Genomic DNA, 23,424 nt, shown 5'->3' on the forward strand with positions numbered 1-23,424 from the left:
TGCAGGTGTCCCCTTTCGCGGAACCCCAGTCTACCACGCGGCAACGGGGAGACTCTGTGCAGATGAACCGCGTTTGCGCAGGTCAGAGCGTTGCGGGCCACGTCAGCCATCCGACACGCCGCGCGCGAGAGGTGTCCCGCGCGCCGACCGTGGCTAGTCTCCGACGGGGGCCTTCCGCGGCCTGCGGCCCGTCCGCCGGGCCGTCCCGCCGACGCCCACCGGGCCGCTGACCTGCAGCGTCGCCCGTGCACCGGCCGGCCGCCCGCCGCCGGGGCGTCCCTCCCGCGGCCCCCGGCGTGCCGGGCCGTGCGCAGCCCGCCCCCGCACACGTAGGCTCGGTTCCACGCGCCCCCGCGCGTACCGGCACGTCCCGCGCACCGTCGCGCGCGCCATTCGCACGCAGAACGCACCGAGGAGCTCACCGTGGCCCGCAGCCGCCGCACGTCCGCCCGCCCCGTCGCCGTCGGCGCCGTCGCCGTCCTGGCCGCGGTCCTGTCCGGCTGCTCCGCCACGAACCCGATCACCACCGAGGTCGCGTACTCCGCCTCCGACGGCGTGCGCGCGTCCCTGGGCGACCTGACGGCCGAGAACCTGCTGCTGGTCGCCGCCGCGGCGGACGAGCCGGGTGCGCTGCAGGGCGCGCTGTCGAACCGCGGCGACGAGGCCCTGACCGTCGAGCTCGCCACGGAGTCGTCGACGGAGCGGATCCGCGTCGACTCCGGCGAGACGCTGCTGCTCGGCGGCACGGAGGGCGAGGACGTCCTGCTGGAGACCCCGGAGGGCCCCGGGGCCACCACCGAGATGACGCTCACCACCGACGCGGGCGGCACGGTCTCCGTCCAGGTGCCCGTGCTCGACGGCACGCTGCCCGAGTACGCGGACCTGGTCCCCGAGGAGGTCGCCCCGACGTCGACCCCCGGCGCCGAGGCGACCGAGCCGACCGAGCCGACCGTCAGCGGGACGACGGAGCCCGGCACGACCACCGAGACCGCCGAGGCCGAGCAGCCCGGCGGCTCGGAGGGCTGACCGCTCGCCCCGCGGCACGCGGAGCAGCGCGCGGCACCTCCCAGCAGCACAGCGGGCCCCGTCCTCCCAGCAGCACAGCGGGCCCCGTCCACCCGGACGGGGCCCGCTGTCGTCGCTGCCCGGGGACATGCCCCCGGGGATCCCGGCTCAGCCGAAGCGGCCCGAGATGTAGTCCTCCGTGGCCTGCTCGCGCGGCGAGGAGAACATCGTCGCGGTGTCGTCGATCTCGATCAGCCGGCCGGGCTGGCCGGTGCCGGCGATGTTGAAGAACGCCGTCTTCTCGGAGACGCGCGCCGCCTGCTGCATGTTGTGCGTGACGATCACGATCGTGTACTGCGACTTCAGCTCGGCGATCAGGTCCTCGATGGCGAGGGTCGAGATCGGGTCGAGCGCGGAGCAGGGCTCGTCCATGAGCAGCACCTGCGGCTTCACCGCGATGGCGCGCGCGATGCACAGTCGCTGCTGCTGGCCGCCGGACAGGCCGGAGCCGGGCCGGTCGAGGCGGTCCTTGACCTCGTTCCACAGGTTGGCGCCCTGCAGCGACTGCTCGACCAGGTCGTTCGCGTCGCCCTTGGAGATCTTCCGGTTGTTCAGCCGGATCCCCGCGAGCACGTTCTCGGCGATCGACATCGTCGGGAACGGGTTCGGGCGCTGGAACACCATGCCGACCTGGCGGCGCACGGCGACCGGGTCGATCTCCTGGCCGTAGAGGTCGACGCCCTCGACGGCGACGGTGCCCTCGACGCGGGCGCCGGGGATCACCTCGTGCATGCGGTTGAGGGTGCGCAGGAAGGTCGACTTCCCGCAGCCCGACGGGCCGATGAACGCGGTCACGGACCGCGGCTCGATGGCCATGTTCACGTCGGCCACGGCACGGAAGCTGCCGTAGAAGATGTTGAGGTCCTTGACGTCGATGCGCTGTGCCATCTCGGTCGTCTCCTTGGGTTCTGGCGGGGAGGGGAGGTGGGGCTGCGGTTCAGCGGATCTTCGGGGCGAAGAGCCGGCTGACGAGGCGGCCGATGAGGTTCAGCACCATCACGATGAGGAACAGCGTGAGGGCGGCCGCCCAGGCCCGCTGGACGTTGATGTCGGGGATGCAGGCGGCGTCGCCCTCGGCGCACGGGACCAGACCCTGAGCGTACTGCCGGTACACGTACACCGGGAGGGTCATCATGCGGCCGTCGAACAGGTTGAAGTTGATCGAGTCGACCACGCCGACGGTGAGCAGCAGCGGGGCCGTCTCGCCGATCACGCGGGCGATGGCGAGCATCACGCCGGTGGTGAGACCGGCGACCGAGGTCCGCAGGACCACCTTGATGATGGTCAGCCAGCGGGGCACGCCGAGCGCCAGCGACGCCTCGCGGAGCTCGTTCGGGACCAGGCGGAGCATCTCCTCGCTGGACCGGATGACCACGGGGATCATCAGCACGGAGAGCGCCACCGAGCCGATCGCGCCGAACTTCGCGCCCGGGCCGAGCAGGAGGGCGAACAGCGCGTAGGCGAACAGGCCCGCGACGATCGACGGGATGCCGGTCATGACGTCCACGAGGAACGTGATGACCTTCGCGAGGGTCTTGCCGCCGCCGTACTCCACCAGGTAGATCGCGGCGAGCAGGCCGATCGGCACCGAGATGAGCGTCGCGAAGAGCGTGATCTCCAGCGTGCCGACGATGGCGTGGTAGATGCCGCCGGCGTCCATGCCGCCGAAGACGCCGCGCATGGAGTTCAGGAGGAAGTAGGCGTCGAGCCGGCCGATGCCCTTGGACACGACGGTGTACGTGAGCGACAGCAGCGGCAGCATCGCGACGACGAACGCGGCGGTGATGAGCACCCGCATCGTGATGTCCGTGCGCCGCCGGCGGCGGTCGTTGCCCTGGAGCAGCTCGCGCAGGTTCGGCGAGCCGGTCTCGGCGGGCTTCGGGGCGGGGGTCGTGGTGGTCATGTCAGTTGGCCCCCGAGAAGTCCTTGCGCCGCGCGACGATCGCGCGGGCGGCCATGTTCACGGCCAGGGTGATGACGAACAGCGCGAGGCCGGTGGCGATCAGCGTGGCGACGCCCGTCTGGTTCGCCTCGGGGAACTGCGCGGCGATGTTCGCGGCGATGGTCTGCTGCTGACCGGCGACCAGGAGCTGGAAGGAGTAGAGGAACCCGGGCGACAGGATCATCAGCACGGCCATGGTCTCGCCGAGCGCGCGGCCGAGGCCCAGCATCGCGGCGGAGACGATGCCCGACCGGGCGAACGGCAGCACGGCCATCCGCACCATCTCCCACTGCGTGGCGCCGAGGGCCAGCGCGGCCTCCTCGTGCAGTCGCGGGGTCTGCAGGAACACCTCGCGGCAGATGGCGGTGATGATCGGCAGGATCATGACGGCCAGGACCACGGCGACGGTCATCATCACGCGGCCGGTCGGCGACACCGTGCCGCTGAAGAACGGGAGCCAGCCGAGCCAGCGACCGAGCGCCTCCCAGACCGGCTGCACCATCGGGCTCAGCACCAGACCGCCCCAGAGGCCGTAGACGACCGACGGGATGGCGGCGAGCAGGTCGACCACGTAGCCGAGGGCGTTCGCGAGGCGGCGGGGCGCGTAGTGCGAGATGAACAGCGCGATCCCGATGGCGATCGGCGTGGCGATCAGCAGCGAGACGGCCGCGGCGAGCAGCGTGCCGAAGATGAGCGGGCCGACGAACCCGAGCAGGGTCGTGCCCTCCGGGAACCAGCTGATCCGCTCGGCGAGGAACTCGGGGTCCGCGGTCAGGGCCGGCCAGGCGCGCTGCACGAGGAAGATCGCGACGGCGGCGAGGATCACGAGGATCAGCACGCCGGCCCCGGTCGAGACCCAGCGGAACACGCGGCTGCCGCCGCGGTCGCCGTGGCCGGACCGCAGGCGCTTCGCGGTGGCGCCGGCGGGGACCGCCGCCGGGTCGGTGGACTCCGTGGTCCGGGGCTGGGTGCTGGTCACGCTGTCTCCAGGGGGAGGGGGAGGATCCAGGGGCCTTCGCGCCGACGGCCGGCCCACCCGCGGGTGGACCGGCCAGCGGACCGGGCGAGGACCGGCGGCCGGGTCACGGCCGCCGGTCCACCCGGGTCAGGACGCCAGCTCGATCGCGTCGATCGAGGCCTGGACGTCGGTGCGCAGCGCGTCGGAGATCGGCGCGGCGCCCGCAGCGGACTCCGCGGCCGCCTGGCCCTCGGCGCTGGCGACGTAGGTCGCGAACGCCTTGACCAGGTCGACGTCCTCCTGGGTGTCGTACGCCTGGCACAGGACCAGGTAGGAGGCGAGGATCAGCGGGTAGGCGCCGGCCTCGGTCGTGGTGCGGTCGATGTCGATGACGATGTCACCCTCCTCGCGCGCCTCGTCGCGGGGCGAGACGTCGAGCGCGGCGGCCGCGGCCTCCTCGGTCGGGGCGACGAACTCCTCGCCGACACCGATCGAGACCTTGCCGAGCTCGCCGGCCTTGGACGCGTCGGCGTAGCCGATGGTGCCGGTGCCGCCCTGGACGGCCTGGACCAGGCCGGAGGTGCCCTGGCCGGACTCGCCGCCCTCGATCGGCCAGTCGCCGGACGGCTCGGCCGTCCAGGCGCCCTCGGACGCCGCGGAGAGGTACTCGGTGAAGTTCTCCGTCGTGCCCGACTCGTCGGAGCGGTGCACCGGGGTGATCGCGGTGGCCGGCAGCTCGGCGTCCGGGTTGGCCTCGGCGATCGCCGGGTCGTTCCAGGTCGTGATGGTGCCGTTGAAGATGTTCGCGATCGTCGCGGCCGAGAGGTTCAGCGTGTCGACGCCCTCGAGGTTGAAGATCACCGCGATCGGGGACACGTAGACGGGCAGGTCGACCGCGTTCGCACCGAAGCAGCGCTCCTGGGCCTGGGTCAGCTCCTCCTCGTCGAGCGCGGCGTCCGAGCCCGCGAACTTGACCGAGCCGTCGAGGAACGCCGTGCGGCCACCGCCGGACCCGACCGGGTCGTACGACACGGTGACGTCGGGGTTCGCGCTCTGGAACCCGGCACGCCACGCCTCCATCGCCGACTCCTGCGACGAGGCGCCCGAGCCGACGAGCTCGCCGCTCAGGGTGCTCTCCGAGCCGCCGTCCGAGGACTCGGAGGTGGAGCCGGTGGGGTTGTCCGAACCACATGCCGTGAGGGAGAGGGCGACGACGCCGGCAAGGGCGAGGGCACCCGTACGACCGCGGTTGAGCTTCACGTTGTTCCGTCCTGTCGTGACGCGGCGCGCACCCGTCTGTGCGCGACCTGCCGCCGACGGTAAGGAGCGGAGGTGACGAGCCCCATGTCCCCGGGTGAACCCCAGGTGAACGACCGGACAATCCTGCGGGCGCGCGGCGTGGCGCCGCTCACCCCCGGGCCGGTGGGGTCAGGCGGGCTCGTCGTCGAGCAGCTTGTAGCCGAGGCCGCGGACCGTCACCAGGAGCGTCGGGTTGCCCGGGTCCGGCTCGATCTTGGCGCGCACCCGCTTGACGTGCACGTCCAGCGTCTTGGTGTCCCCCACGTAGTCCGTGCCCCACACCCGGTCGATGAGCTGGCCGCGGGTCAGCACCCGGCCCGCGTTGCGCAGCAGCAGCTCGAGCAGCTCGAACTCCTTGAGCGGGAACGCCACCGGCTCGTCGTCCACCGTCACGGTGTGCCGCTCGACGTCCATCCGGACGGGTCCGGCGACGAGGACGCCGTCGTCCTCGGGCTCCTCCTCCGGCGCGGCGGCCGCCGCGGGCGCCTGGCGGCGGCGGAGCACCGCGCGGACCCGGGCCAGCAGCTCCCGCGAGGAGTACGGCTTGGTCACGTAGTCGTCGGCCCCGAGCTCCAGGCCGACCACCTTGTCGATCTCGCCGTCCTTGGCGGTCAGCATGATCACCGGGACGTCGCTGCGCTGGCGGATCTGCCGGCAGACCTCCGTGCCCGACAGGCCGGGCAGCATGAGGTCGAGCAGCACCAGGTCCGCGCCGTGCTCGTCGAACGCGGTGAGCGCGTCCGGGCCGGTCGCGGCGGTCGTGACCTCGAAGCCCTCGCGGCCCAGCAGGTACGCCAGGGGGTCGCGGTAGGACTCCTCGTCCTCGACGAGCAGGATGCGGGTCACGGGGTCAGTCCTCCGGGGTGGTGAGGTCGGCGCGGGGCTCGGAGCCCGGCACGGTCAGGGGCTGCGGCCGGTCGAGCGGCAGGGGCACGGGCACGGGCCCGGCGGCGGCGGGCAGGCGGACGGTGAAGGTGGAGCCGCGGCCGGGCTGCGACCACACCTGCACGTCCCCGCCGTGGTCGGCGGCGACGTGCTTGACGATCGACAGGCCGAGGCCGGTGCCCCCGGTGTCGCGGCTGCGCGCGGGGTCGACCCGGTAGAACCGCTCGAACACGCGGTCCTGCTCGTCGGCCGGGATGCCGATCCCCTGGTCGACCACGGCGATCTCCACCAGGCCCTCGCGGGTGCGCACCCCGACGCCGACGTGCGTGCCGTCGGGCGAGTAGGCCACGGCGTTGTCCAGCAGGTTCCGCACGGCCTGGACGAGCATCGCGTGGTCGCCGAACACCTGGGCCCCGGCCTCGCCGCCGACGTCGAAGCTCATGCCCTTCGCGGCCGCGCCCGTCTGCGCGCGGTCCACCGCCTCGGCGACGACCGCGTCCACGTCGACGACGACGATGTCCTTCAGCGCGCCGGCCACCTGCAGGCGGGACAGCTCGAGGATCTCCTGCACGAGGGCCGACAGGCGCTGCGACTCGTTCACCATCCGCCCCGCGAACCGGCGCACCGCGACGGGGTCGTCCGCGGCGTCCTGCACGGTCTCGGCGAGCAGCGACAGGGCGCCGACCGGGGTCTTCAGCTCGTGGGACACGTTCACCACGAAGTCGCGCCGGATCGCCTCCAGCCGGCGGGCCTGGGTCCGGTCCTCCGCCAGCACCAGCAGCAGACCCGGGCCGACCTGGGCGACGCGCACCTGCAGCATGATCGTGCCCGGCCCGAGGGGGCCGCGGGGCAGCTCCAGCTCCTCGTCCCGGATCACGCCGGTGCGCCGCACGTCGGCGATGAGGTCGCGGATCGCCGCGTGCCCGATCGCCCCGTCGCGGACCACGCCGAACGCGTACGCCGGCGGGCTCGCCCGCAGCACGTGCTCGTCGTCGTCCAGCACGACCGCCGCGGACCGCAGCACCGCCAGCACGCGCACGAGGCCGTCGTCGAGCTCGGGCGCCGGCCGCTCGGGCACCGTGTGCAGCGCGCGGTCGCTGAACCGGAACGCCAGCGTGGCACCGATGCCGGTGACCAGACCGAGCGCGCCGGCGAGCAGCACCACGAGACCGTTCAGACCCTCCACGCGGTCAGCGTACGGTCGTCGTGGTCGTGCAGCGGACCGCGAGCCCGCCGCGGTCGCGGACCGGCGCCGAGTGTTCACCGCCGTTCACCTGAGGGCGGGGTCCCGTTCACCGGACCGTTCACCTGCGCGTGCGACCGTGAGCCGCAGGAGCGACACTGCGCACACGTGCGCCCACGAGAGGAAGCCATGCGGGAGATCTTCGAGGCCGAGCTCAAGCAGCTCGGCGACGACCTGGTGGCGATGAGCCGCCGGGTCGAGCACGCGATCACGGCGGCCGGAGAGGCTCTGCTGCACCAGGACCTGGCGCTGGCGGAGTCCGTCATCGCCGACGACCTGGCCATCGACGCGCTCGAGCGCGACCTGGACGAGCGCTGCGTCCTGCTGCTCGCCCAGCAGCAGCCCGTCGCCACCGACCTGCGCGTCGTCGTGTCCGCGCTGCGGATGAGCGCCACGCTGGAGCGCATGGGCGACCTCGCCCGGCACGTCGCCCAGGTCGCGCGCGGCCGGTACCCCCGCGCCGCCGTGGACCCGGCGCTCACCGGCGTGTTCACCGAGATGAACGAGGCCGCCCGCCGCGTCGCGCAGCGCACCACGCAGGTGCTCACCACGCACGACCTGGCCGAGGCCGAGGGCATCGAGCGCGACGACGACCTGCTGGACTCGCTGCACGAGGAGACGTTCCGCGTGCTGCTCAGCCCCGCCTGGTCGGGCACCGCCCAGCAGACGATCGACGTCACGCTGCTCGGCCGGTACTACGAGCGGTTCGGCGACCACGCCGTGTCGGTCGCCCGCCGCATCGTGTACCTGGTCACCGGCGAGTTCGCGGGCGACCGGGACCCGGCCGGCACGCGCTGAGCCGGCTCGCACCGAGGTCGGGTCGCACCGAGGTCGGCTGACACGCAGCACGCGCCCTGACGCACGAAGGGCCCGGTCCGACGCGGACCGGGCCCTTCGTTGCGTGCGAGGAGGTGTCAGCGGCCCTGGTTCGCCACCGCGGCGATGGCCTCCGCGGCCGCCTCCGGGTCCAGGTACGTGCCGCCCCTCGTGACGGGCTTCAGCGTCTCCTCGTCCAGCTCGTACACCAGCGGGATGCCGGTGGGGACGTTGATGCCCGCGATCGTGGCGTCGTCGACGTCGTCGAGGTACTTGATGATCGCGCGGATCGAGTTGCCGTGGGCGGCCACGAGGGTGGTCTTCCCGGCCTGGAGGTCCGGCACGATGTCGGAGTTCCAGTACGGCAGGGCGCGGTCGAGCACCTGCTTGAGGGCCTCGGCGCGCGGGATCGGCTCACCGGCGTAGCGGGCGTCCGTGTCCTGCGAGAACTCGGAGCCGAGCTCGATGTCCGGCGGCGGGACGTCGTAGGAGCGGCGCCAGAGCATGAACTGCTCCTCGCCGTACTCCTGCAGCGTCTGCTTCTTGTCCTTGCCCTGCAGGGCGCCGTAGTGGCGCTCGTTCAGGCGCCACGACCGCTTGACCGGGATCCACAGGCGGTCGGCGGCGTCCAGCGCGTAGTTCGCGGTGGTGATCGCGCGGCGCAGCAGCGAGGTGTGGACGACGTCCGGGAGCACGCCCGCGTCGGTCAGCAGGGTGCCGCCGCGCTTGGCCTCCGCGACGCCCTTCTCGGACAGCGCGACGTCGACCCAGCCGGTGAACAGGTTCTTGGCGTTCCATTCGCTCTCGCCGTGGCGGAGCAGAACGAGGGTGTAGGTCATGGGCCCATCCTGCCGCACCCGCGCGGCCGGCGTCGGGGGACGTTCGGCCCGCGGAACAGCGGCGCAGGTCGTGGCGTTGCGCCGGGTATGCCGATCACCGGGGAGTACGAGCCGTCCACCAGCGAGTGGAGCCGCCAGCAGGTCGAGCTGATCGAGAGCTCGGGCGGGACGAAGGGCACCACGCTGCGGGGGATGCCCGTCGTCGTGGTCACGATGCTGGGGGCGAGGTCCGGCAAGGTCCGCAAGATCCCCGTCATGCGCGTCGAGCACGAGGGCGTGTACGCCGTCGTCGCCTCCCTGGGCGGCGCGCCGAAGAACCCCGTCTGGTACCACAACCTGCTGGCGCACCCGCTGGTCGAGCTGCAGGACGGCCCGGCGAAGGCCGACTACCGGGTGCGCGAGGTGCACGGCGCCGAGCGGGACCTGTGGTGGGAGCGGTCCGTCGCGGCGTACCCGGACTACGCGGCCTACCAGACGAAGACCGACCGGGTGATCCCGGTGCTCGTGCTGGAGCCCGTCGCCGGCTGAGGGCGACCGGCCGCGGTCAGGCGCGGTGCTCGGTGGCGAGCGCGTAGACCTTGAGCACCTGCTCGGCGGTCGCGTCCCAGCCGTACTGCTCGGCGACCCGCCGGGCGTTCGCCCGCCACGGGCCCCGCGCCGCCGGGTCGGCGAGCGTCGCGGCGATCGCGTCCGCCCACACCGCCGGGTCGTGCCCGCGGACCTGCCGGCCCGACACCCCGTCCTGCACGACCGAGCGCAGCCCGCCGACGGCCGACGCGACGACGGGGGTGCCGGCGGCCTGCGCCTCGACGGCCACGAGGCCGAACGACTCGCTGCGCGAGGGCATCGCCACCAGGTCCGCCGCCGCGAACCAGCGGGCCAGGTCGGGGCGGGAGACCGGGGGCCGGAACAGCACGTCGTCGGTCACGCCGGACGTCTCGGCGAGCGCCCGGAGCTCCCGCAGCGCGCTCGGGCGCCCGCTCGGTCCGCCGAGCACGACGAGCAGCGGCACCGGGCGCCCCGACGCGCGCAGCACCCCGAGCGCGCGCACCAGCACGTCCGGGGCCTTGAGCGGCTGGATGCGCCCGGCGAAGAGCACGACGTCCCGGTCGGCCGGCAGCCCGAGGGCGGCCCGCACCGCGGCACGGTCCGCGCGCGGCCGGAAGACGCTGAGGTCGACGCCCGGGGCCACGACGTGCACCCGCTCCGGGTCGGCGTCGTACATCCCGACGAGGTCCTGAGCCTCCTCGCCGGTGCTGGCGACCAGCGCGTCGGCGGCCGCGACCACCTGCTCCTCGCCGATGACGCGGGTCGCCGGCTCGGGGCTGTCCCCCGGCGCGAGCGCGGCGTTCTTCACCCGCGCCATGGTGTGCATGGTGTGCACCAGCGGCACGTTCCAGCGCTCGGCGGCGAGCCAGCCGACCTGGCCGGACAGCCAGTAGTGCGAGTGGACGACGTCGAACCACCCGGCGGGCCGGGTCGCGCCGAGCCGCAGCACGCCCGCGGTCACCGCGCACAGCTGCGCGGGCAGGTCGTTCTTGTCGAGCCCCTCGTACGGCCCGGCGAGCACGTGGTGCACCCGCACGCGGTCGTCGCCCGGGTCCAGGTCCACGGTCTCGGGCAGCGCGGACGCGGTGGCGCGCGTGAAGATCTCCACGGCGGCGCCCCGGCGCGCGAGGGCCCGGGAGAGCTCGGCGACGTAGACGTTCATGCCCCCGGCGTCGCCCGTGCCCGGCTGGTCCAGCGGGGAGGTGTGCACGGACAGCATGGCGATGCGCTGCGGCTCGTGCGGCACGACGGCTCCTGCGGACGACGGGATGGACGTGTCCATTGTCGACCATCTGGCAGGTGTCGCAGCGCGGGCGTCCACCTCCCCGCCGCGCGGCAGCGGGGTCGCACCGGCCCGCGTCAGGCGGCGGCGCCCCGGAAGTCCTGCTCCAGCTGCTCCAGCGACCGGTCCCGCGTCTCCGGCAGGACGAACCGCACGAACAGCCACGACAGCACGTTGACCGCCGCGAACAGCAGGAACGTCCCGTTGACGCCGATGCCCGCCACCACCGTCGGGAAGAACCCGCTGATCACCGCGTTCGCGATCCAGTTCCAGAACACGCACAGCCCGATGGCGAACCCGCGCACCCGCAGGGGGAACAGCTCGGCCAGGATCACCCAGCACACCAGCCCGACCGACGACTGGTTGAACCCGACGAACAGCACGAGGAACGCGGTGACGGCCACCGACCGGGCCGTTCCCTCCGGCAGCGCCGCCGAGCACAGCGCGATCATGAGGTGCGAGAAGATGATGCCCGTCAGGCCCACCAGCAGCAGGTGGCGCCGGGTGACCCGGTTGATCAGCCGGAGGCCGATGAGCATGCCCAGCACCGAGAACACGCCGTTCAGCACGTTGGCGACCAGCGCCACGTCGCCGCTGAACCCCGACTCCCGGAGCAGCTGGGTGCCGTAGTACATGACCGCGTTGATGCCGCCGAGCTGGTTGACGACGGCGACGCCGACCCCGACGAGCACCAGCCGGCGCACCCACGCCACCCGCAGGTCCCGCCAGCCGGCGCGCCGGGACTCGACCGCCTGCTCCTGACGGACGAGGTCGCGCACCTCCCGCAGCTCGGCGGCCGCGCGTCCGTGGTCGCGCACCTGGCGCAGCACCGCGAGCGCCTCGTCGTCGCGCCCGCGCGTGACGAGCCAGCGCGGCGACTCGGGCATCCGCAGCATCCCGACGAACAGGGCGACCGCGGGCACGGCCTGCACCGCGAGCATGTACCGCCACACCCCGGGGTGGTCGCCCCAGACGGTGCCGATCACGGCGTTGATGACGAACGCCGCGAGCTGGCCGACGACGATCGCGATCTCGTTGCGCCCGGTGATCGCCCCCCGGCGCTCGGTGGGGGCCAGCTCGGCGAGGTACACCGGGACCGTCACCGAGGCGCCGCCGACGGCCGCGCCCAGCACGAACCGCATCGGCAGCATGACCTCGAACGACGGCGCGAGGACGCTGCCGACCGCCCCGAGGAAGAACACCACCGCGAGCCACACGAGCACGCCGCGCCGGCCGATCCGGTCCGCGAGCCGGCCCGTCGCCAGCGCGCCCAGCGCCGCGCCGACCAGCAGGCTGCTGGTGACCAGGCCCTCGGTCGCGGGCGTGAGCCCGAGGTCCGCGACCATCGGGTCGAGGGCGCCGTTGATGACCCCGGTGTCGTAGCCGAACAGCAGGCCGCCGAACGTCGCGACCACGGTGATGACGTCGAGCCGGCGCAGGTGCGGGCCGGGCAGGAGGGGCGGCAGGGCGCGCGCGGCCGTGCCCGGTGCGGCGGCCGTGCCGGGAGCGCCGGGCAGGTCGGGGACGGTCACGCCGGCACCACGCACGCCGGCGCCGGCAGGGCCACCCGCGACACGACGGCCCCGTCCCGGAGCACGGTGAGGCTGTCGCCCACCTGGTCGGCGACGACGGTCCAGCCCTCGACGACCGCGAAGTGCCGCGGCCACGCGCCGGGCAGCGACACCTGGCCGGCGGGCGCGAGGGTGCCGTCCGGGGCCGGCGCGAACGTCGCGAGGACGTCGGTGCCGCGGGTGGCGACGAGCACGCGGTCGCCGGCGCGCTCCACGTGGGACGGCAGCGCCCGACGCCCCGGACCCGCGCCGTCCTCCGCCGCCGGCACGTGCTGCACGACCCGGCCGGTGGCGCGCTCGACGTCCCAGGCGAGCACGGCCACGGTGACGTCGAGCTCGCACGTCACGTACGCGATGCGGCCGTCCGCGGAGAACGCGAGGTGCCGCGGGCCGGCGCCCGGGCGCAGGGTCGCGGCGACGCCGTCCTCGCTCAGCAGGCCCGTCTCGGGGTCGCGGCGGTAGCGGCGGATCTCGTCGGTGCCGAGGTCCACGACCAGCACGTGCGAGCCGCCGGGGGCCAGGGCGACGAAGTGCGCGTGCGGGGCCTCCTGGCGGTCGGCGACCGGGCCGGAGCCCTCGTGGCCGAGCACCTGCAGCGGGGCGTCGCCGTCGAGGCCGCCGTCGGGGGTCCGGCCGACGACCGCCAGGGTGCCCGACGAGTAGTTCGCGACGTACGCCACGCGGCCGGACGGGTCGAGCAGCACGTGGCAGGGGTCGGCGCCGCCGCTCGGCACGGAGCCGAGCGGGGTCAGCGTCGCGTGGCCGTCGGCCGTGCCGGTCCGGAAGGCCGTCACGGTGCCGTCGGCCTCCTCGCCGACGGCGAGCAGCACACCCGCCTGCCGGTCGACCGCGAGGAACGAGGGGGCCGGGATCGCCGCGACCAGCTCGGGCTCGCCGAGGCGGCCGGCGTCGGTCTCGAGGGCGACCCGCCAGACGCCCTCGCCCAGGCCGGCGGGGGTCCCCGCGCCGGCCGAGGGGTACGTGCCGATCCACAGGTCGCGCAGGTGCTCCGTCACGGCGAGGACTGTACGCAACGCCCCCGGCAGGCGGCGACCGGGTCCCACGCCGGGCCGCTCGAGGCGCGGTCCCGGGGAGCTTCCGGACTCAGGCGTCGGCCGGGACGCCCAGCCACGCGGCCGGGTCGTCGGCCACCGCGCGCAGCACGACCACCGCCGCCCCGGTCATCGCCGCGTGCGCGCCGCCCGCCGCGACCCCGACCCGCGCGTCCTCCCACGCGGACGCCAGCACCCGGGACCGCAGCTGCGCGACGACCGCGTCCGTCAGCCACGGCGCGAGCGGGGCGTAGATGCCCCCGAGCACGATGGTCTCGACGTCGACCAGGTTGACGAAGTTCGCCAGCGCCACGCCGAGCGCCTCCCCCGCGGACCGCAGCGCCCGGGCGGCGCGCTCGTCCCCCGCGGACGCGGCGGCGATCAGCGCGTCGACGGGCTCCTCGACGTCCCGCCCGGCCGCGCGCAGCAGGGCGTCCTTGCCGGCGTACTGCTCCAGGCAGCCCCGGGCGCCGCACGTGCAGCGCGGACCCTGCTGGTCGACGACCGTGTGCCCGAGCTCCCCGCTCCAGCCGTGCCGCCCGGCGAACACCTCGCCGTCCAGCACGATCGCCGCGCCGATGCCGACCTCGCCGGAGACGTACAGGAAGCTCTGGCCGGCGGCCCCGGCGCGGGCCTCGGCGCGGGCGGCGAGGTTGGCCTCGTTGGCGAGCCGGACCGACAGGCCGTCGATCTCGGGGTGCGCCGCCAGCAGCGCGACGACGTCGACGTCCCGCCAGCCGAGGTTCGGCGCGAGCCGGAGGGGGCCGGTGACCCGGTCCACCAGGCCGGGCAGCGCGAGGCACATCCCGGCCAGCCGGGTCCCGGCGGGCAGCTCCGCGCGCACCTCGCCGACCAGCCGGGCGAGCAGGGCCAGCACCCGCGCGGGGTCGCTGTGCCGGAAGTCGCCGGCGGTCGTGCGGTGGGCCAGCACCTCCCCCGCCAGGTCGAGCGCCTGCACGCCCACGTAGTCGACGTTCACCTCCGCGCCGAGCCCGGCGACCGTCCCGGCCGCGGGGACGAGCGGCACCGCGGGACGGCCGGCGCGGGCGGTGACGACGGGCGGCAGCTCCGCGACCAGGCGGGCGCCGATCAGCAGGTCCACCAGCGACGACACCGACCCGCGGGTCAGCCCGGTGGCGGTCGCGACGTCGGCGCGCGACGGCGGCGGCGTCCCCGTGGCGGCGGTCGCGGCGGCGGCGTCGAGGACGTGCCGGAGGACCAGGGCGAGGTTGTGCTCGCGCAGCGACCCCTGCCGCGCCGGGACCCGGCGGCGGCCCACCGCTCCGGCCCGCGAGGGCGTCGGCGTGGCGGTGGGGGTGGGCGCAGCGTCCGCGACCGGTGGCACGGGGGCGGTCGCGGGCTCGGGCATGCGGTTGACCCTAGCCGGTGCCGCGTATAAGTTCATCCACAAGACAAACCTCGACGAGGAGTTTCGTGATGGCACCGACGCCCACCCGCGCAGACAAGTTCTCCTTCGGCCTCTGGACCGTGGGCTGGAACGCCCAGGACCAGTTCGGCTCCGCGAGCCGCCCGTGGCTCGACCCGGTCGAGTCGGTGCACAAGCTCGCCGAGCTCGGCGCCGCGCACGTGACGTTCCACGACGACGACGTCGTGCCGTTCGGCTCCGACGCCGCCGAGCGCGACCGCATCCTCGCCCGCTTCAAGCAGGCCCTGGCCGACACCGGCGTGACCGTCGAGATGGTCACCACCAACACGTTCAGCCACCCGATCTTCAAGGACGGCGCGTTCACCTCGAACGACCGCCGCGTGCGCCGCTACGGCCTGCGCAAGGTCATCCGGAACGTCGACCTCGCCGCCGAGCTCGGCGCCGACACGTTCGTCATGTGGGGCGGCCGCGAGGGCGCGGAGTACGACTCCGCCAAGGACCTCAACGCCGCGCACGACCGGTACGCCGAGGGCATCGACACCGTCGCCGCCTACATCAAGGAGAAGGGCTACGGCCTCCGGATCGCCATCGAGCCGAAGCCGAACGAGCCCCGGGGCGACATCCTGCTCCCGACGATCGGCCACGCGCTGGCGCTCATCGCCAAGCTCGAGCACGGCGACATCGTCGGCCTGAACCCCGAGACCGGCCACGAGCAGATGGCGGGCCTGAACTACACGCAGGGCATCGCCGAGGCGCTGTGGGCCGGCAAGCTGTTCCACATCGACCTCAACGGGCAGCGGTCCATCAAGTACGACCAGGACCTCGTGTTCGGCCACGGCGACCTGTTCTCCGCGTTCGCCACCGTCGACCTCATCGAGAACGGCTTCCCGTCGGGCGGCCCGCGCTACGACGGCCCGCGCCACTTCGACTACAAGCCCTCGCGCACCGAGGACTTCGACGGCGTGTGGGAGTCGGCCCGCGCGAACATGGCCACCTACCTGATCCTCAAGGAGCGGGCGCTGGCGTTCCGCGCCGACCCCGAGGTGCAGGAGGCCCTCGAGGCGTCGGGCGTGCTCGAGCTCGCGCAGCCCACGCTCGGCGAGGGCGAGTCGCTCGCCGACCTGCTCGCCGACCGCTCGGCGTTCGAGGACTTCGACGTCGAGGGCGTCGCCCAGCGCGGCTTCGGCTTCGTCCGCCTGAACCAGCTCGCGCTGGAGCACGCGCTCGGCGCCCGCTGATCACGAGCACCACCGCCGAGGTCGAGGGTCTCCGGCGAGGTCGAGGGTCTCCGCCCCCGGCCTCCCGTGGAACCCTCGGCCTCGGCGCTTTCCCCGTTCCCTGAGCACAGCAAGGACGCATCCTCATGGCCCTCGTCGCCGGGGTGGACTCCTCCACCCAGTCCTGCAAGGTCGTCGTGCGCGACGCCGAGACCGGGGCCCTGGTGCGCTCCGGCCGTGCGTCGCACCCCGACGGCACCGAGATCGACCCGCGGCACTGGTGGGACGCCCTGCAGGTGGCGGTCCGGGACGCCGGCGGGCTCGACGACGTCGACGCCGTCGCTGTCGGCGGGCAGCAGCACGGCATGGTTGCGCTCGACGACGAGGGCCGGGTCGTCCGCGACGCGCTGCTGTGGAACGACACCCGCTCCGCCCCGCCGGCGCTCGCGCTCATCGACGAGCTCGGCGGTCCGCAGGCGTGGGCGGACGCGATCGGCTCGGTCCCCGTCGCGTCGCTCACCGTCACGAAGCTGCGCTGGCTGCGCGACCACGAGCCCGACGCCGCCGCCCGGGTGGCCGCCGTGGCGCTCCCCCACGACTGGCTGACCTGGCGGCTCGCCGGGCAGGGCGAGGACGGTCGCAGCGCGGACCTGCGGCTGCTCACCACCGACCGGTCCGACGCGTCGGGCACCGGCTACTGGTCCCCGTTCACCGAGGGCTACCGCGACGACCTCCTCGAGCTCGCGCTCGGGCACGGCGCCGTCCTGCCCCGGGTCGTGGCCCCGCACGCCGTCGCCGGCCGCGTCGCCGCCGACGGCCTGCTGCGCGCCGGCACGGTGCTCGGCGCGGGCGCCGGTGACAACGCCGCCGCGGCCCTCGGGCTCGGCATGGTCGCCGGCGACGTGGCGATCTCGATCGGCACCTCCGGCGTGGTGTCCGCGGTCTCCGCCACGCCCACCGCGGACGGCTCGGGGCTGGTCACCGGCTTCGCGGACGCCACCGGCGCGTACCTCCCGCTCGCCTGCACACTGAACGCCTCCCGCGTGCTGGACGCCGCGGCGCGCATGCTCGGCGTCGACCACCGCGGGCTGTCCGAGCTGGCGCTGTCCGCCCCCGCCGGGGCCGACGGGCTGGTGCTGGTCCCGTACCTGGAGGGCGAGCGCACCCCGAACAAGCCGGACGCCACCGGCGCCCTGCACGGCATGCGGCTGGCGAACACCACGCCCGCCCACCTGGCCCGCGCGGCCGTGGAGGGCATGCTCTGCGCGCTCGCCGACGGGCTCGACGCGCTGCGCGCCCAGGGCGTGCCGGTGGAGCGGGTGTCCCTCATCGGCGGCGGGGCGCAGTCCGAGGCCGTGCGGCGGATCGCCCCCGCGGTGCTCGGCACCGACGTCACCGTCCCGACCCCCGGCGAGTACGTGGCCGACGGCGCCGCCCGGCAGGCCGCGTGGGCGCTGAGCGGGACCGAGCAGCCGCCCGCGTGGACGGCCGCCGGCGAGGCCGAGGTGCACGAGGCCGACCCGACCCCGCACGTCCGCGAGCAGTACGCCGCGGTCCGCGACCTGACGGCCACCCGCCCCTGACGCCGGCGCCCCGGCCGCCGCGGCCGCTCCCGGCCGCCGAGGTCGTCACAACGGCACGAGGTCGTCAGTCCTGCGGGACGACCTCGTGCGGGAGTGACGACCTCGTGGCCCGCGGACGCCGCCGCGGACGCAGCGGCGGACGCACGAAGGCCCGGCTCCCGTGGGGGCCGGGCCTTCGCCGTCTCGCCTCAGCGCTGTGTCGTCTCAGCGCTGGGCGGACTCGTACGCCTCGCGGATCTCCGCCGAGATGCGGCCGCGCTCGGAGACGTCGTACCCGTTCTCCTTCGCCCAGGTGCGCACCGCGCCGGCGTCGGACGACCGGCGCGGACGGCCGGAGCCACCGCCGGTGCCGGCCCCGCGGCCCGCGGACGACCGGCCGCCGACCTTGCGGGCGTGCCCGACCCAGGTGCCCAGGGCGTCACGCAGCTCGGTGGCGTGCTCGGTCGTCAGGTCGATCTCGTACGAGACCCCGTCCAGCGCGAACGTCACCGTCTCATCGGCGGCGCCGCCGTCAATGTCGTCCACGAGCAGGACCTGAACCTTCTGTGCCATTTCGCCCTCCCGAGCCGTTGGCCGCTGCCCCCACGAATCGAGCGGCTGAATCCTGCGGTCGGGAAAAGCATCGCATCCCATTGCGCGCGCGTCAAAGCACCCGCGCCGAAATCCTCAGATTTCCGGGTTCTTCTCCGCGCTTTGTGCACGCGCCGCGTCCTCGGCGTCCATACGCGCCAATGCGGCGCGTTCGGTGCGGTCGGCGTTCACGAGGGCACGGATGGCCAACCAGAAGATGAGCCCGACGCCGACGGACGGGGCCAACGCGGCGAGCGCGGGACCGATGTTCATGCGGCCCAGGGTACGCCGGTCGTCCGGGTCGGGAACGACCCGGACAGCCCCGCGCGGGCGTTCCTCAGGCCTGCGGCTTCACGAGCGGGAACAGGATCGTCTCGCGGATCCCCAGCCCGGTGAGCGCCATCAGCAGCCGGTCGACGCCCATGCCCATCCCGCCGGTCGGGGGCAGCGCGTACTCCACGGCCGCCAGGAAGTCCTCGTCGATCCGCATGGCCTCGTCGTCCCCAGCGGCCGCGAGCAGGGCCTGCGCCTCGAAGCGCTGGCGCTGGATCACCGGGTCCACCAGCTCGGAGTACGCCGTGGCGAGCTCGAACCCGCGCACGTACAGGTCCCACTTCTCGACCTGGCCGGCGATCTCGCGGTGGTCGCGGGTCAGCGGGCTGGTCTCCACCGGGAAGTCCCGCACGAACGTGGGGGCGTGCAGGTGGTCGCCCACCAGGTGCTCCCAGAGCACCTCGACGAGCTTGCCGTGGCTGACCCGCGCGGGGTCGAGCGTCACGTCGAGCCGGTCCGCGACCTTCTGCAGCTGCTCGACCGTGGTCTGCGGGGTGATCTCCTCGCCGAGCGCCTCGGACAGCGACCCGTACATGGTCAGCTGCGTCCACCGGCCGCCGACCTCGTACTCGGTGCCGTCCGCGAGGGTCAGCGTCGTGGTGCCCAGCACGTCCTGCGCGGCCGTCTGCACGAGGTCCTGCGTGAGGGCGGCCATGGTGTCGTAGTCGCCGTAGGCCTCGTACGCCTCGAGCATCGCGAACTCCGGCGAGTGCGACGAGTCCGCGCCCTCGTTGCGGAAGTTCCGGTTGATCTCGAAGACGCGCTCGAGGCCGCCGACGGCCGCGCGCTTGAGGAACAGCTCCGGCGCGATCCGCAGGTACAGGTCCATGTCGAACGCGTTCATGTGCGTGACGAACGGCCGGGCGGCGGCGCCACCGGGCTGCGTCTGCAGCATCGGCGTCTCGACCTCGAGGTAGCCGCGGCGGTGGAAGTTCTCCCGCAGCGAGCGCACCACGCCGGCGCGCAGCCGCACCGCGTCGCGGGCCGCCGGCCGCACGATGAGGTCGACGTACCGCTGGCGGACGCGGACCTCCTCGGACAGCTCGGGGGCCTCCTCGTCGCCGCGCGCGTACAGGTTCGGCAGCGGGCGCAGCGACTTGGCGGCGAGCTGCCAGGCGTCCGCCATCACGGAGAGCTCGCCCCGGCGGGACGCCACGACGCGGCCGTGCACGAACAGGTGGTCGCCGAGGTCGACGTCCGCCTTGAACGCGGCCAGGCGCTCCTCGCCGACGGCTCCGAGGCTGAGCATCGCCTGCAGGCGGTTGCCCTCGCCGTCCTGGAGCGTCGCGAAGCAGAGCTTGCCGGTGTTGCGCAGGAACACGACGCGGCCGGCGACGCCGACCTCGTCCTGGGTCTCCTCGCCGGGCTCGAGGTCCGGGTGGGCGGCGCGGACGTCGGCGATGGTGTGCGTGCGCGGCACGCCCACGGGGTACGGCTCGACGCCCTCGGCCAGCATGCGGTCGCGCTTCTCGCGCCGGACCCGGAGCTGCTCGGGGAGGTCGTCGGCGGGGGCGGGGGGCACGGGGGCGGTCACCCGCCCGATCCTACCGAGCGCCGCGCACCCCTCTCGTCACGCGACCGCGACAGGCGACCGCGCGCGACGGCTCACGCACCCGCGACGAGGTCCAGCGCGAGGTCGAGGATCGGCGAGGAGTGCGTGAGCGCCCCGACGGACAGGTAGTCCACGCCCGTGGCGGCGACCTCGGCCGCGCGGTCGAGCGTGAGGTTGCCGGTGGCCTCCAGCTCGACCCGGCCCGTCGCCGCCTCCCCCGCCCGCACCGCCGCGACCGTCGCGGCCAGCACCGGCGTCGGCATGTTGTCGAGCAGGAGGAACCGCGCCCCGGCGGCCACGGCCTCGAGCGCCTGGTCGGTCGTGTCGGCCTCGACCTGGATCGGCACGTCCGGGAACCGCGCGCGCACGGCCTCGACCGCCGCCGCGACGCCGCCGGCGGCCACGACGTGGTTGTCCTTCACCATCGCGACGTCGTGCAGGCCCATCCGCTTGTTGGTCCCGCCGCCGCGGCGCACCGCGTACTTCTCGAGCTCCCGCAGGCCCGGCGTGGTCTTGCGGGTGTCCAGCACCTGCGCGCCGGTGCCGGCCAGGGCGTCCGCCCAGCGGCGGGTGTGGGTCGCGACGCCCGACGCCCGCGACGCGAGGTTGAGGGCGGTGCGCTCGGCGACGAGCAGCGCCTGCACCGGCCCGCGCAGCACCGCCAGCACGTCGCCCGGTGCGACCGCGGTGCCGTCGGCCACCCGCAGGTCCACGGTCGCCGGCGCCAGCCCGAGGCGGTCGGTGACCTGACGCAGCACCTCCGCCACGACCGGCAGCCCGGCGACGACCCCCGCGGCCCGCGCCACCAGGTGCGCGACGCCCGGCACGTCCGCCGCGATGGTCGCCTGCGTCGTGACGTCCCGGCCCGGCGCGGGGCCGAGGTCCTCGTCGAGCGCGACGGCGACGGTGCGGGAGGTCCAGGCGGGGTCGAGCGGGCGGTCGAGGTCGTGGCTCACGCGCGCCAGCCTAGGGGCGCGGTCGGCCGCACTCCGACGGTGGAACGGTCCGACGGACTCGCCGTCGGCGTGTCCGCTCGAACGTTCCACCCGAGGTGCCGACGGCGGGGCGCGGTCAGACCAGGGGCGCGCGGCGCTGGACCAGCACGCCGTCCGGGTCGAGGTCCGCCTCGACGCGCAGCAGCCAGGCGTCGTCGCTCGCGGGGAAGTCGCTGCGCAGGTGGCCGCCGCGGGTCTCCCGCCGGGTCGCCGCCGTCGCGGCGAGCACGCTCGCGACCTGGTGCACGTTGGTGGTCTCCCACTCGGCCACCTGCGGGTGGGCGACGGCCCGGTCCGCGCCGTCGGGCGCGCGGTGGGCGTCGGTCCGGACGGCCCGCAGCTGCTGCGCCGCGGCCTCCAGCCCCGCGGCCGACCGGAGCACGCCGGCGCCGTCGGTGGCGATCCGCTGGATCCGGGACCGCGCCGCCCCGGCGACCAGGGCCTCCGGGCCGGGCCGCTCGACGGGCTCCGCGGGGCGTAGCACGCCGGACTCGACGCGCCGCGCGATGTCGTGCGCGGCGCGGTGCGCGAACACGAGCCCCTCGAGCAGCGAGTTCGACGCGAGCCGGTTCGCGCCGTGCACGCCGGTGCAGGCGACCTCCCCCACCGCGTACAGGCCGGGCACCGAGGACCGCCCGACGAGGTCCGTGACGACGCCGCCCGAGTGGTAGTGCTGGGCGGGGGCGACGGGGACCAGGTCGGTCGCGAGGTCCAGCCCGTGCTCGGCCAGCCGCTGCGCGATCGTCGGGAACCGCCGCCGCAGCCGCTCGGCGCCGAGGTGCCGGGCGTCGAGCAGCACGTGGTCGGATCCGGTGCGGGCCAGCTGCCGCACGATCGCGCGGGACACGACGTCGCGCGGCGCGAGCTCCGCGAGGGGGTGCACCTCGGGCAGGAACCGGTGGCCGTCGGTGTCGACCAGGTACGCGCCCTCGCCCCGCACCGCCTCGGAGACCAGCGTGAGCTGGCCCTTGACGCCCGACCCGAGCCACAGGACGGTCGGGTGGAACTGCACGAACTCCACGTCGCCGACCGTCGCGCCCGCCCGCAGCGCCGCCGCCATGCCGTCGCCGGTGGCCTGCGCGGGGTTGGTGGACGAGCGGAACACCTGCCCGACGCCGCCGGTCGCGAGCACCACCGCGGGGGCCAGGGCCGCTCCGACGCCGTCGCGGCTGCCCTCGCCGATCACGTGCAGCGTCACCCCGCACACCGCACCCGGGCGGCCGTCCCGGCCCGGCGCGCCGGTCAGCACGTCGAGCACCAGCGCGTGCTCGACGACCTCGATCCCCGGGTCCGCGCGCACGGCCTCGAGCTGGGCGACGAGCGCGCGGGAGATCTCGGCCCCGGTGGCGTCCCCGCCCGCGTGCGCGACGCGGTCCGCGTGGTGGCCGCCCTCCCGCGTGAGGCTGAGGTTCCCGTCGGGCTCGGTGTCGAACACGGCGCCCCGCGCGACGAGCTCGCGCACCCGCGCCGGGCCCTCCGTGACGAGGACCTCGACCGCCCGGGGGTCGCACAGCCCGACCCCGGCGACCAGCGTGTCCCGCAGGTGCGCCTCCGGGGAGTCCGCGGGGTCGAGCGCCGCCGCGATGCCGCCCTGCGCCCACACCGTCGAGCCGGAGACCAGCTCGCCCTTGGTCACCAGCAGCACCCGGGGGACGCGCGTGCGCAGCTCGAGGGCCGCGGTCAGCCCGGCGATCCCGGACCCGACGACCACCGCGTCGGCCCGCACGGTCCAGCCCGGGGCGGGGGCGGCGAGCCGGCGCGCGAGGCGCACGGTCACCGCGCGGCGCCTGCGTCCCGTGCGTCGTCCGGCGCGCTCGGCTGCCCGTCGTGCTCCACGAGCGCCCGCCCCTCGTCGAACGGCACGCCGCTCGGGTGCAGCCCCGACGCGGCGGTCCACTCGGCGGGCACCGTGCCGGGGTCGTGGCCGGTGTCCATGACGCGGTTGTCGGCGTCGACGAGCACGACGTGCGGCTCGTAGGTGCGGGCCTCGGCGTCGGACAGCATCCCGTAGGCGATGAGGATCACCACGTCGCCGGGGTGCACCAGGTGCGCGGCGGCGCCGTTGATGCAGACCTGGCCGGAGCCGGCCTCGCCCGCGATGACGTAGGTGGTCAGGCGGGCGCCGTTCGTGACGTCGACGACGTCGACCTGCTGGCCGGGCAGCAGGTCAGCGGCCGCGAGCAGGTGCGCGTCGACCGTGATGGACCCGACGTAGTGCAGGTCGGCCTGCGTCACGGTCGCGCGGTGGATCTTGCCGATCATCATCGGCCGCAGCAGCGAGGTCAT

At 74.7% G+C, this 23,424-nt stretch carries 22 protein-coding genes; 5 read left to right on the forward strand and 17 right to left on the reverse strand.

Translation table 11 applies throughout. The features are described 5' to 3' along the window. The first annotated feature begins 423 nt into the window (after positions 1–423). Positions 424–1,026, forward strand: a complete 603-nt coding sequence (locus QNH85_RS17675; protein ID WP_282948526.1) for a hypothetical protein — start codon at positions 424–426, stop codon at positions 1,024–1,026. A 147-nt stretch (positions 1,027–1,173) separates the two neighbouring features. On the opposite strand, the gene pstB is transcribed toward QNH85_RS17675, so the two are convergent. From pstB to QNH85_RS17705, 6 genes are all read right to left on the reverse strand, one after another. After that, positions 1,174–1,953: a phosphate ABC transporter ATP-binding protein PstB gene (gene pstB, locus QNH85_RS17680; RefSeq protein ID WP_213284007.1), complete on the reverse strand. Its 780-nt coding sequence runs from the start codon at positions 1,951–1,953 to the stop codon at positions 1,174–1,176. A 49-nt stretch (positions 1,954–2,002) separates the two neighbouring features. After that, positions 2,003–2,968 carry a phosphate ABC transporter permease PstA gene (gene pstA / locus QNH85_RS17685; protein ID WP_213284008.1) on the reverse strand — a complete coding sequence of 322 codons (966 nt, stop codon included), beginning with the start codon at positions 2,966–2,968 and terminating at the stop codon, positions 2,003–2,005. Position 2,969: 1 nt separating this feature from the next. Further along, the gene (gene pstC, locus QNH85_RS17690) at positions 2,970–3,911 is read right to left on the reverse strand and encodes a phosphate ABC transporter permease subunit PstC (protein ID WP_249669477.1); all 942 of its coding nucleotides are present in this window, start codon (positions 3,909–3,911) and stop codon (positions 2,970–2,972) included. A 201-nt stretch (positions 3,912–4,112) separates the two neighbouring features. After that, complete coding sequence (gene pstS / locus QNH85_RS17695) at positions 4,113–5,225, reverse strand: phosphate ABC transporter substrate-binding protein PstS (RefSeq protein WP_282948528.1); 1,113 nt, start codon at positions 5,223–5,225, stop codon at positions 4,113–4,115. A 168-nt stretch (positions 5,226–5,393) separates the two neighbouring features. Next, positions 5,394–6,110, reverse strand: coding sequence for a response regulator transcription factor (locus QNH85_RS17700; RefSeq protein WP_282948531.1), 717 nt, complete (start codon positions 6,108–6,110; stop codon positions 5,394–5,396). Between the two features lie 4 nt (positions 6,111–6,114). Continuing rightward, positions 6,115–7,335 (reverse strand): sensor histidine kinase, encoded by a 1,221-nt coding sequence (locus QNH85_RS17705; protein WP_282948532.1) that lies wholly within the window; start codon positions 7,333–7,335, stop codon positions 6,115–6,117. A 186-nt stretch (positions 7,336–7,521) separates the two neighbouring features. On the opposite strand from QNH85_RS17705, the gene phoU reads away from it, so the two are divergent. Then, the gene (gene phoU, locus QNH85_RS17710; protein WP_213284017.1) at positions 7,522–8,190 is read left to right on the forward strand and encodes a phosphate signaling complex protein PhoU; all 669 of its coding nucleotides are present in this window, start codon (positions 7,522–7,524) and stop codon (positions 8,188–8,190) included. A 116-nt stretch (positions 8,191–8,306) separates the two neighbouring features. Here phoU and QNH85_RS17715 read toward each other — a convergent pair whose 3' ends face one another. Next, positions 8,307–9,047 carry a phosphoglyceromutase gene (locus QNH85_RS17715; protein ID WP_282948534.1) on the reverse strand — a complete coding sequence of 247 codons (741 nt, stop codon included), beginning with the start codon at positions 9,045–9,047 and terminating at the stop codon, positions 8,307–8,309. An 87-nt stretch (positions 9,048–9,134) separates the two neighbouring features. On the opposite strand from QNH85_RS17715, the gene QNH85_RS17720 reads away from it, so the two are divergent. Continuing rightward, positions 9,135–9,575, forward strand: a complete 441-nt coding sequence (locus tag QNH85_RS17720; RefSeq protein WP_282948535.1) for a nitroreductase family deazaflavin-dependent oxidoreductase — start codon at positions 9,135–9,137, stop codon at positions 9,573–9,575. Positions 9,576–9,591: 16 nt separating this feature from the next. Here the strand turns inward: QNH85_RS17720 and mshA are convergent, their stop codons facing one another. From mshA to QNH85_RS17740, 4 genes are all read right to left on the reverse strand, one after another. Next, the gene (gene mshA, locus QNH85_RS17725) at positions 9,592–10,878 is read right to left on the reverse strand and encodes a D-inositol-3-phosphate glycosyltransferase (protein WP_282948536.1); all 1,287 of its coding nucleotides are present in this window, start codon (positions 10,876–10,878) and stop codon (positions 9,592–9,594) included. 77 nt (positions 10,879–10,955) lie between these two features. After that, complete coding sequence (locus QNH85_RS17730) at positions 10,956–12,410, reverse strand: sugar porter family MFS transporter (protein WP_282948538.1); 1,455 nt, start codon at positions 12,408–12,410, stop codon at positions 10,956–10,958. Further along, the gene (locus QNH85_RS17735) at positions 12,407–13,465 is read right to left on the reverse strand and encodes a lactonase family protein (RefSeq protein WP_282948540.1); all 1,059 of its coding nucleotides are present in this window, start codon (positions 13,463–13,465) and stop codon (positions 12,407–12,409) included. Before QNH85_RS17735 ends, QNH85_RS17730 begins: the two co-directional genes overlap by 4 nt. A gap of 88 nt (positions 13,466–13,553) precedes the next feature. Next, positions 13,554–14,870, reverse strand: a complete 1,317-nt coding sequence (locus tag QNH85_RS17740; RefSeq protein ID WP_282948541.1) for an ROK family protein — start codon at positions 14,868–14,870, stop codon at positions 13,554–13,556. Positions 14,871–14,938: 68 nt separating this feature from the next. Between QNH85_RS17740 and xylA the strand changes: the two genes are divergently transcribed. Both xylA and xylB read left to right on the forward strand, forming a co-directional pair. After that, entirely contained in the window at positions 14,939–16,126 is a 1,188-nt protein-coding gene (gene xylA / locus QNH85_RS17745) for a xylose isomerase (protein ID WP_213284433.1), read from the forward strand. A 125-nt stretch (positions 16,127–16,251) separates the two neighbouring features. Then, positions 16,252–17,688 (forward strand): xylulokinase, encoded by a 1,437-nt coding sequence (gene xylB / locus QNH85_RS17750; RefSeq protein ID WP_282948543.1) that lies wholly within the window; start codon positions 16,252–16,254, stop codon positions 17,686–17,688. A 204-nt stretch (positions 17,689–17,892) separates the two neighbouring features. Here xylB and QNH85_RS17755 read toward each other — a convergent pair whose 3' ends face one another. From QNH85_RS17755 to panD, 6 genes are all read right to left on the reverse strand, one after another. Continuing rightward, positions 17,893–18,240, reverse strand: coding sequence for a histone-like nucleoid-structuring protein Lsr2 (locus QNH85_RS17755; RefSeq protein ID WP_282948544.1), 348 nt, complete (start codon positions 18,238–18,240; stop codon positions 17,893–17,895). Positions 18,241–18,354: 114 nt separating this feature from the next. Continuing rightward, on the reverse strand, positions 18,355–18,531 hold the full coding sequence (locus tag QNH85_RS17760) for a hypothetical protein (RefSeq protein ID WP_213284436.1): 177 nt from the start codon (positions 18,529–18,531) through the stop codon (positions 18,355–18,357). Positions 18,532–18,595: 64 nt separating this feature from the next. Next, positions 18,596–20,125, reverse strand: coding sequence for a lysine--tRNA ligase (gene lysS / locus QNH85_RS17765; protein WP_282948545.1), 1,530 nt, complete (start codon positions 20,123–20,125; stop codon positions 18,596–18,598). A gap of 71 nt (positions 20,126–20,196) precedes the next feature. Beyond that, positions 20,197–21,099, reverse strand: a complete 903-nt coding sequence (gene nadC / locus QNH85_RS17770; RefSeq protein ID WP_282948546.1) for a carboxylating nicotinate-nucleotide diphosphorylase — start codon at positions 21,097–21,099, stop codon at positions 20,197–20,199. Positions 21,100–21,214: 115 nt separating this feature from the next. Next, on the reverse strand, positions 21,215–22,915 hold the full coding sequence (locus tag QNH85_RS17775) for an L-aspartate oxidase (protein WP_282948547.1): 1,701 nt from the start codon (positions 22,913–22,915) through the stop codon (positions 21,215–21,217). Next, complete coding sequence (panD, locus tag QNH85_RS17780; protein WP_249669054.1) at positions 22,912–23,424, reverse strand: aspartate 1-decarboxylase; 513 nt, start codon at positions 23,422–23,424, stop codon at positions 22,912–22,914. The genes QNH85_RS17775 and panD overlap by 4 nt, the downstream gene beginning before the upstream one ends.

The sequence above is a fragment of the Cellulomonas endometrii genome, from assembly GCF_949769265.1.
Lineage (GTDB): Bacteria > Actinomycetota > Actinomycetes > Actinomycetales > Cellulomonadaceae > Cellulomonas > Cellulomonas endometrii.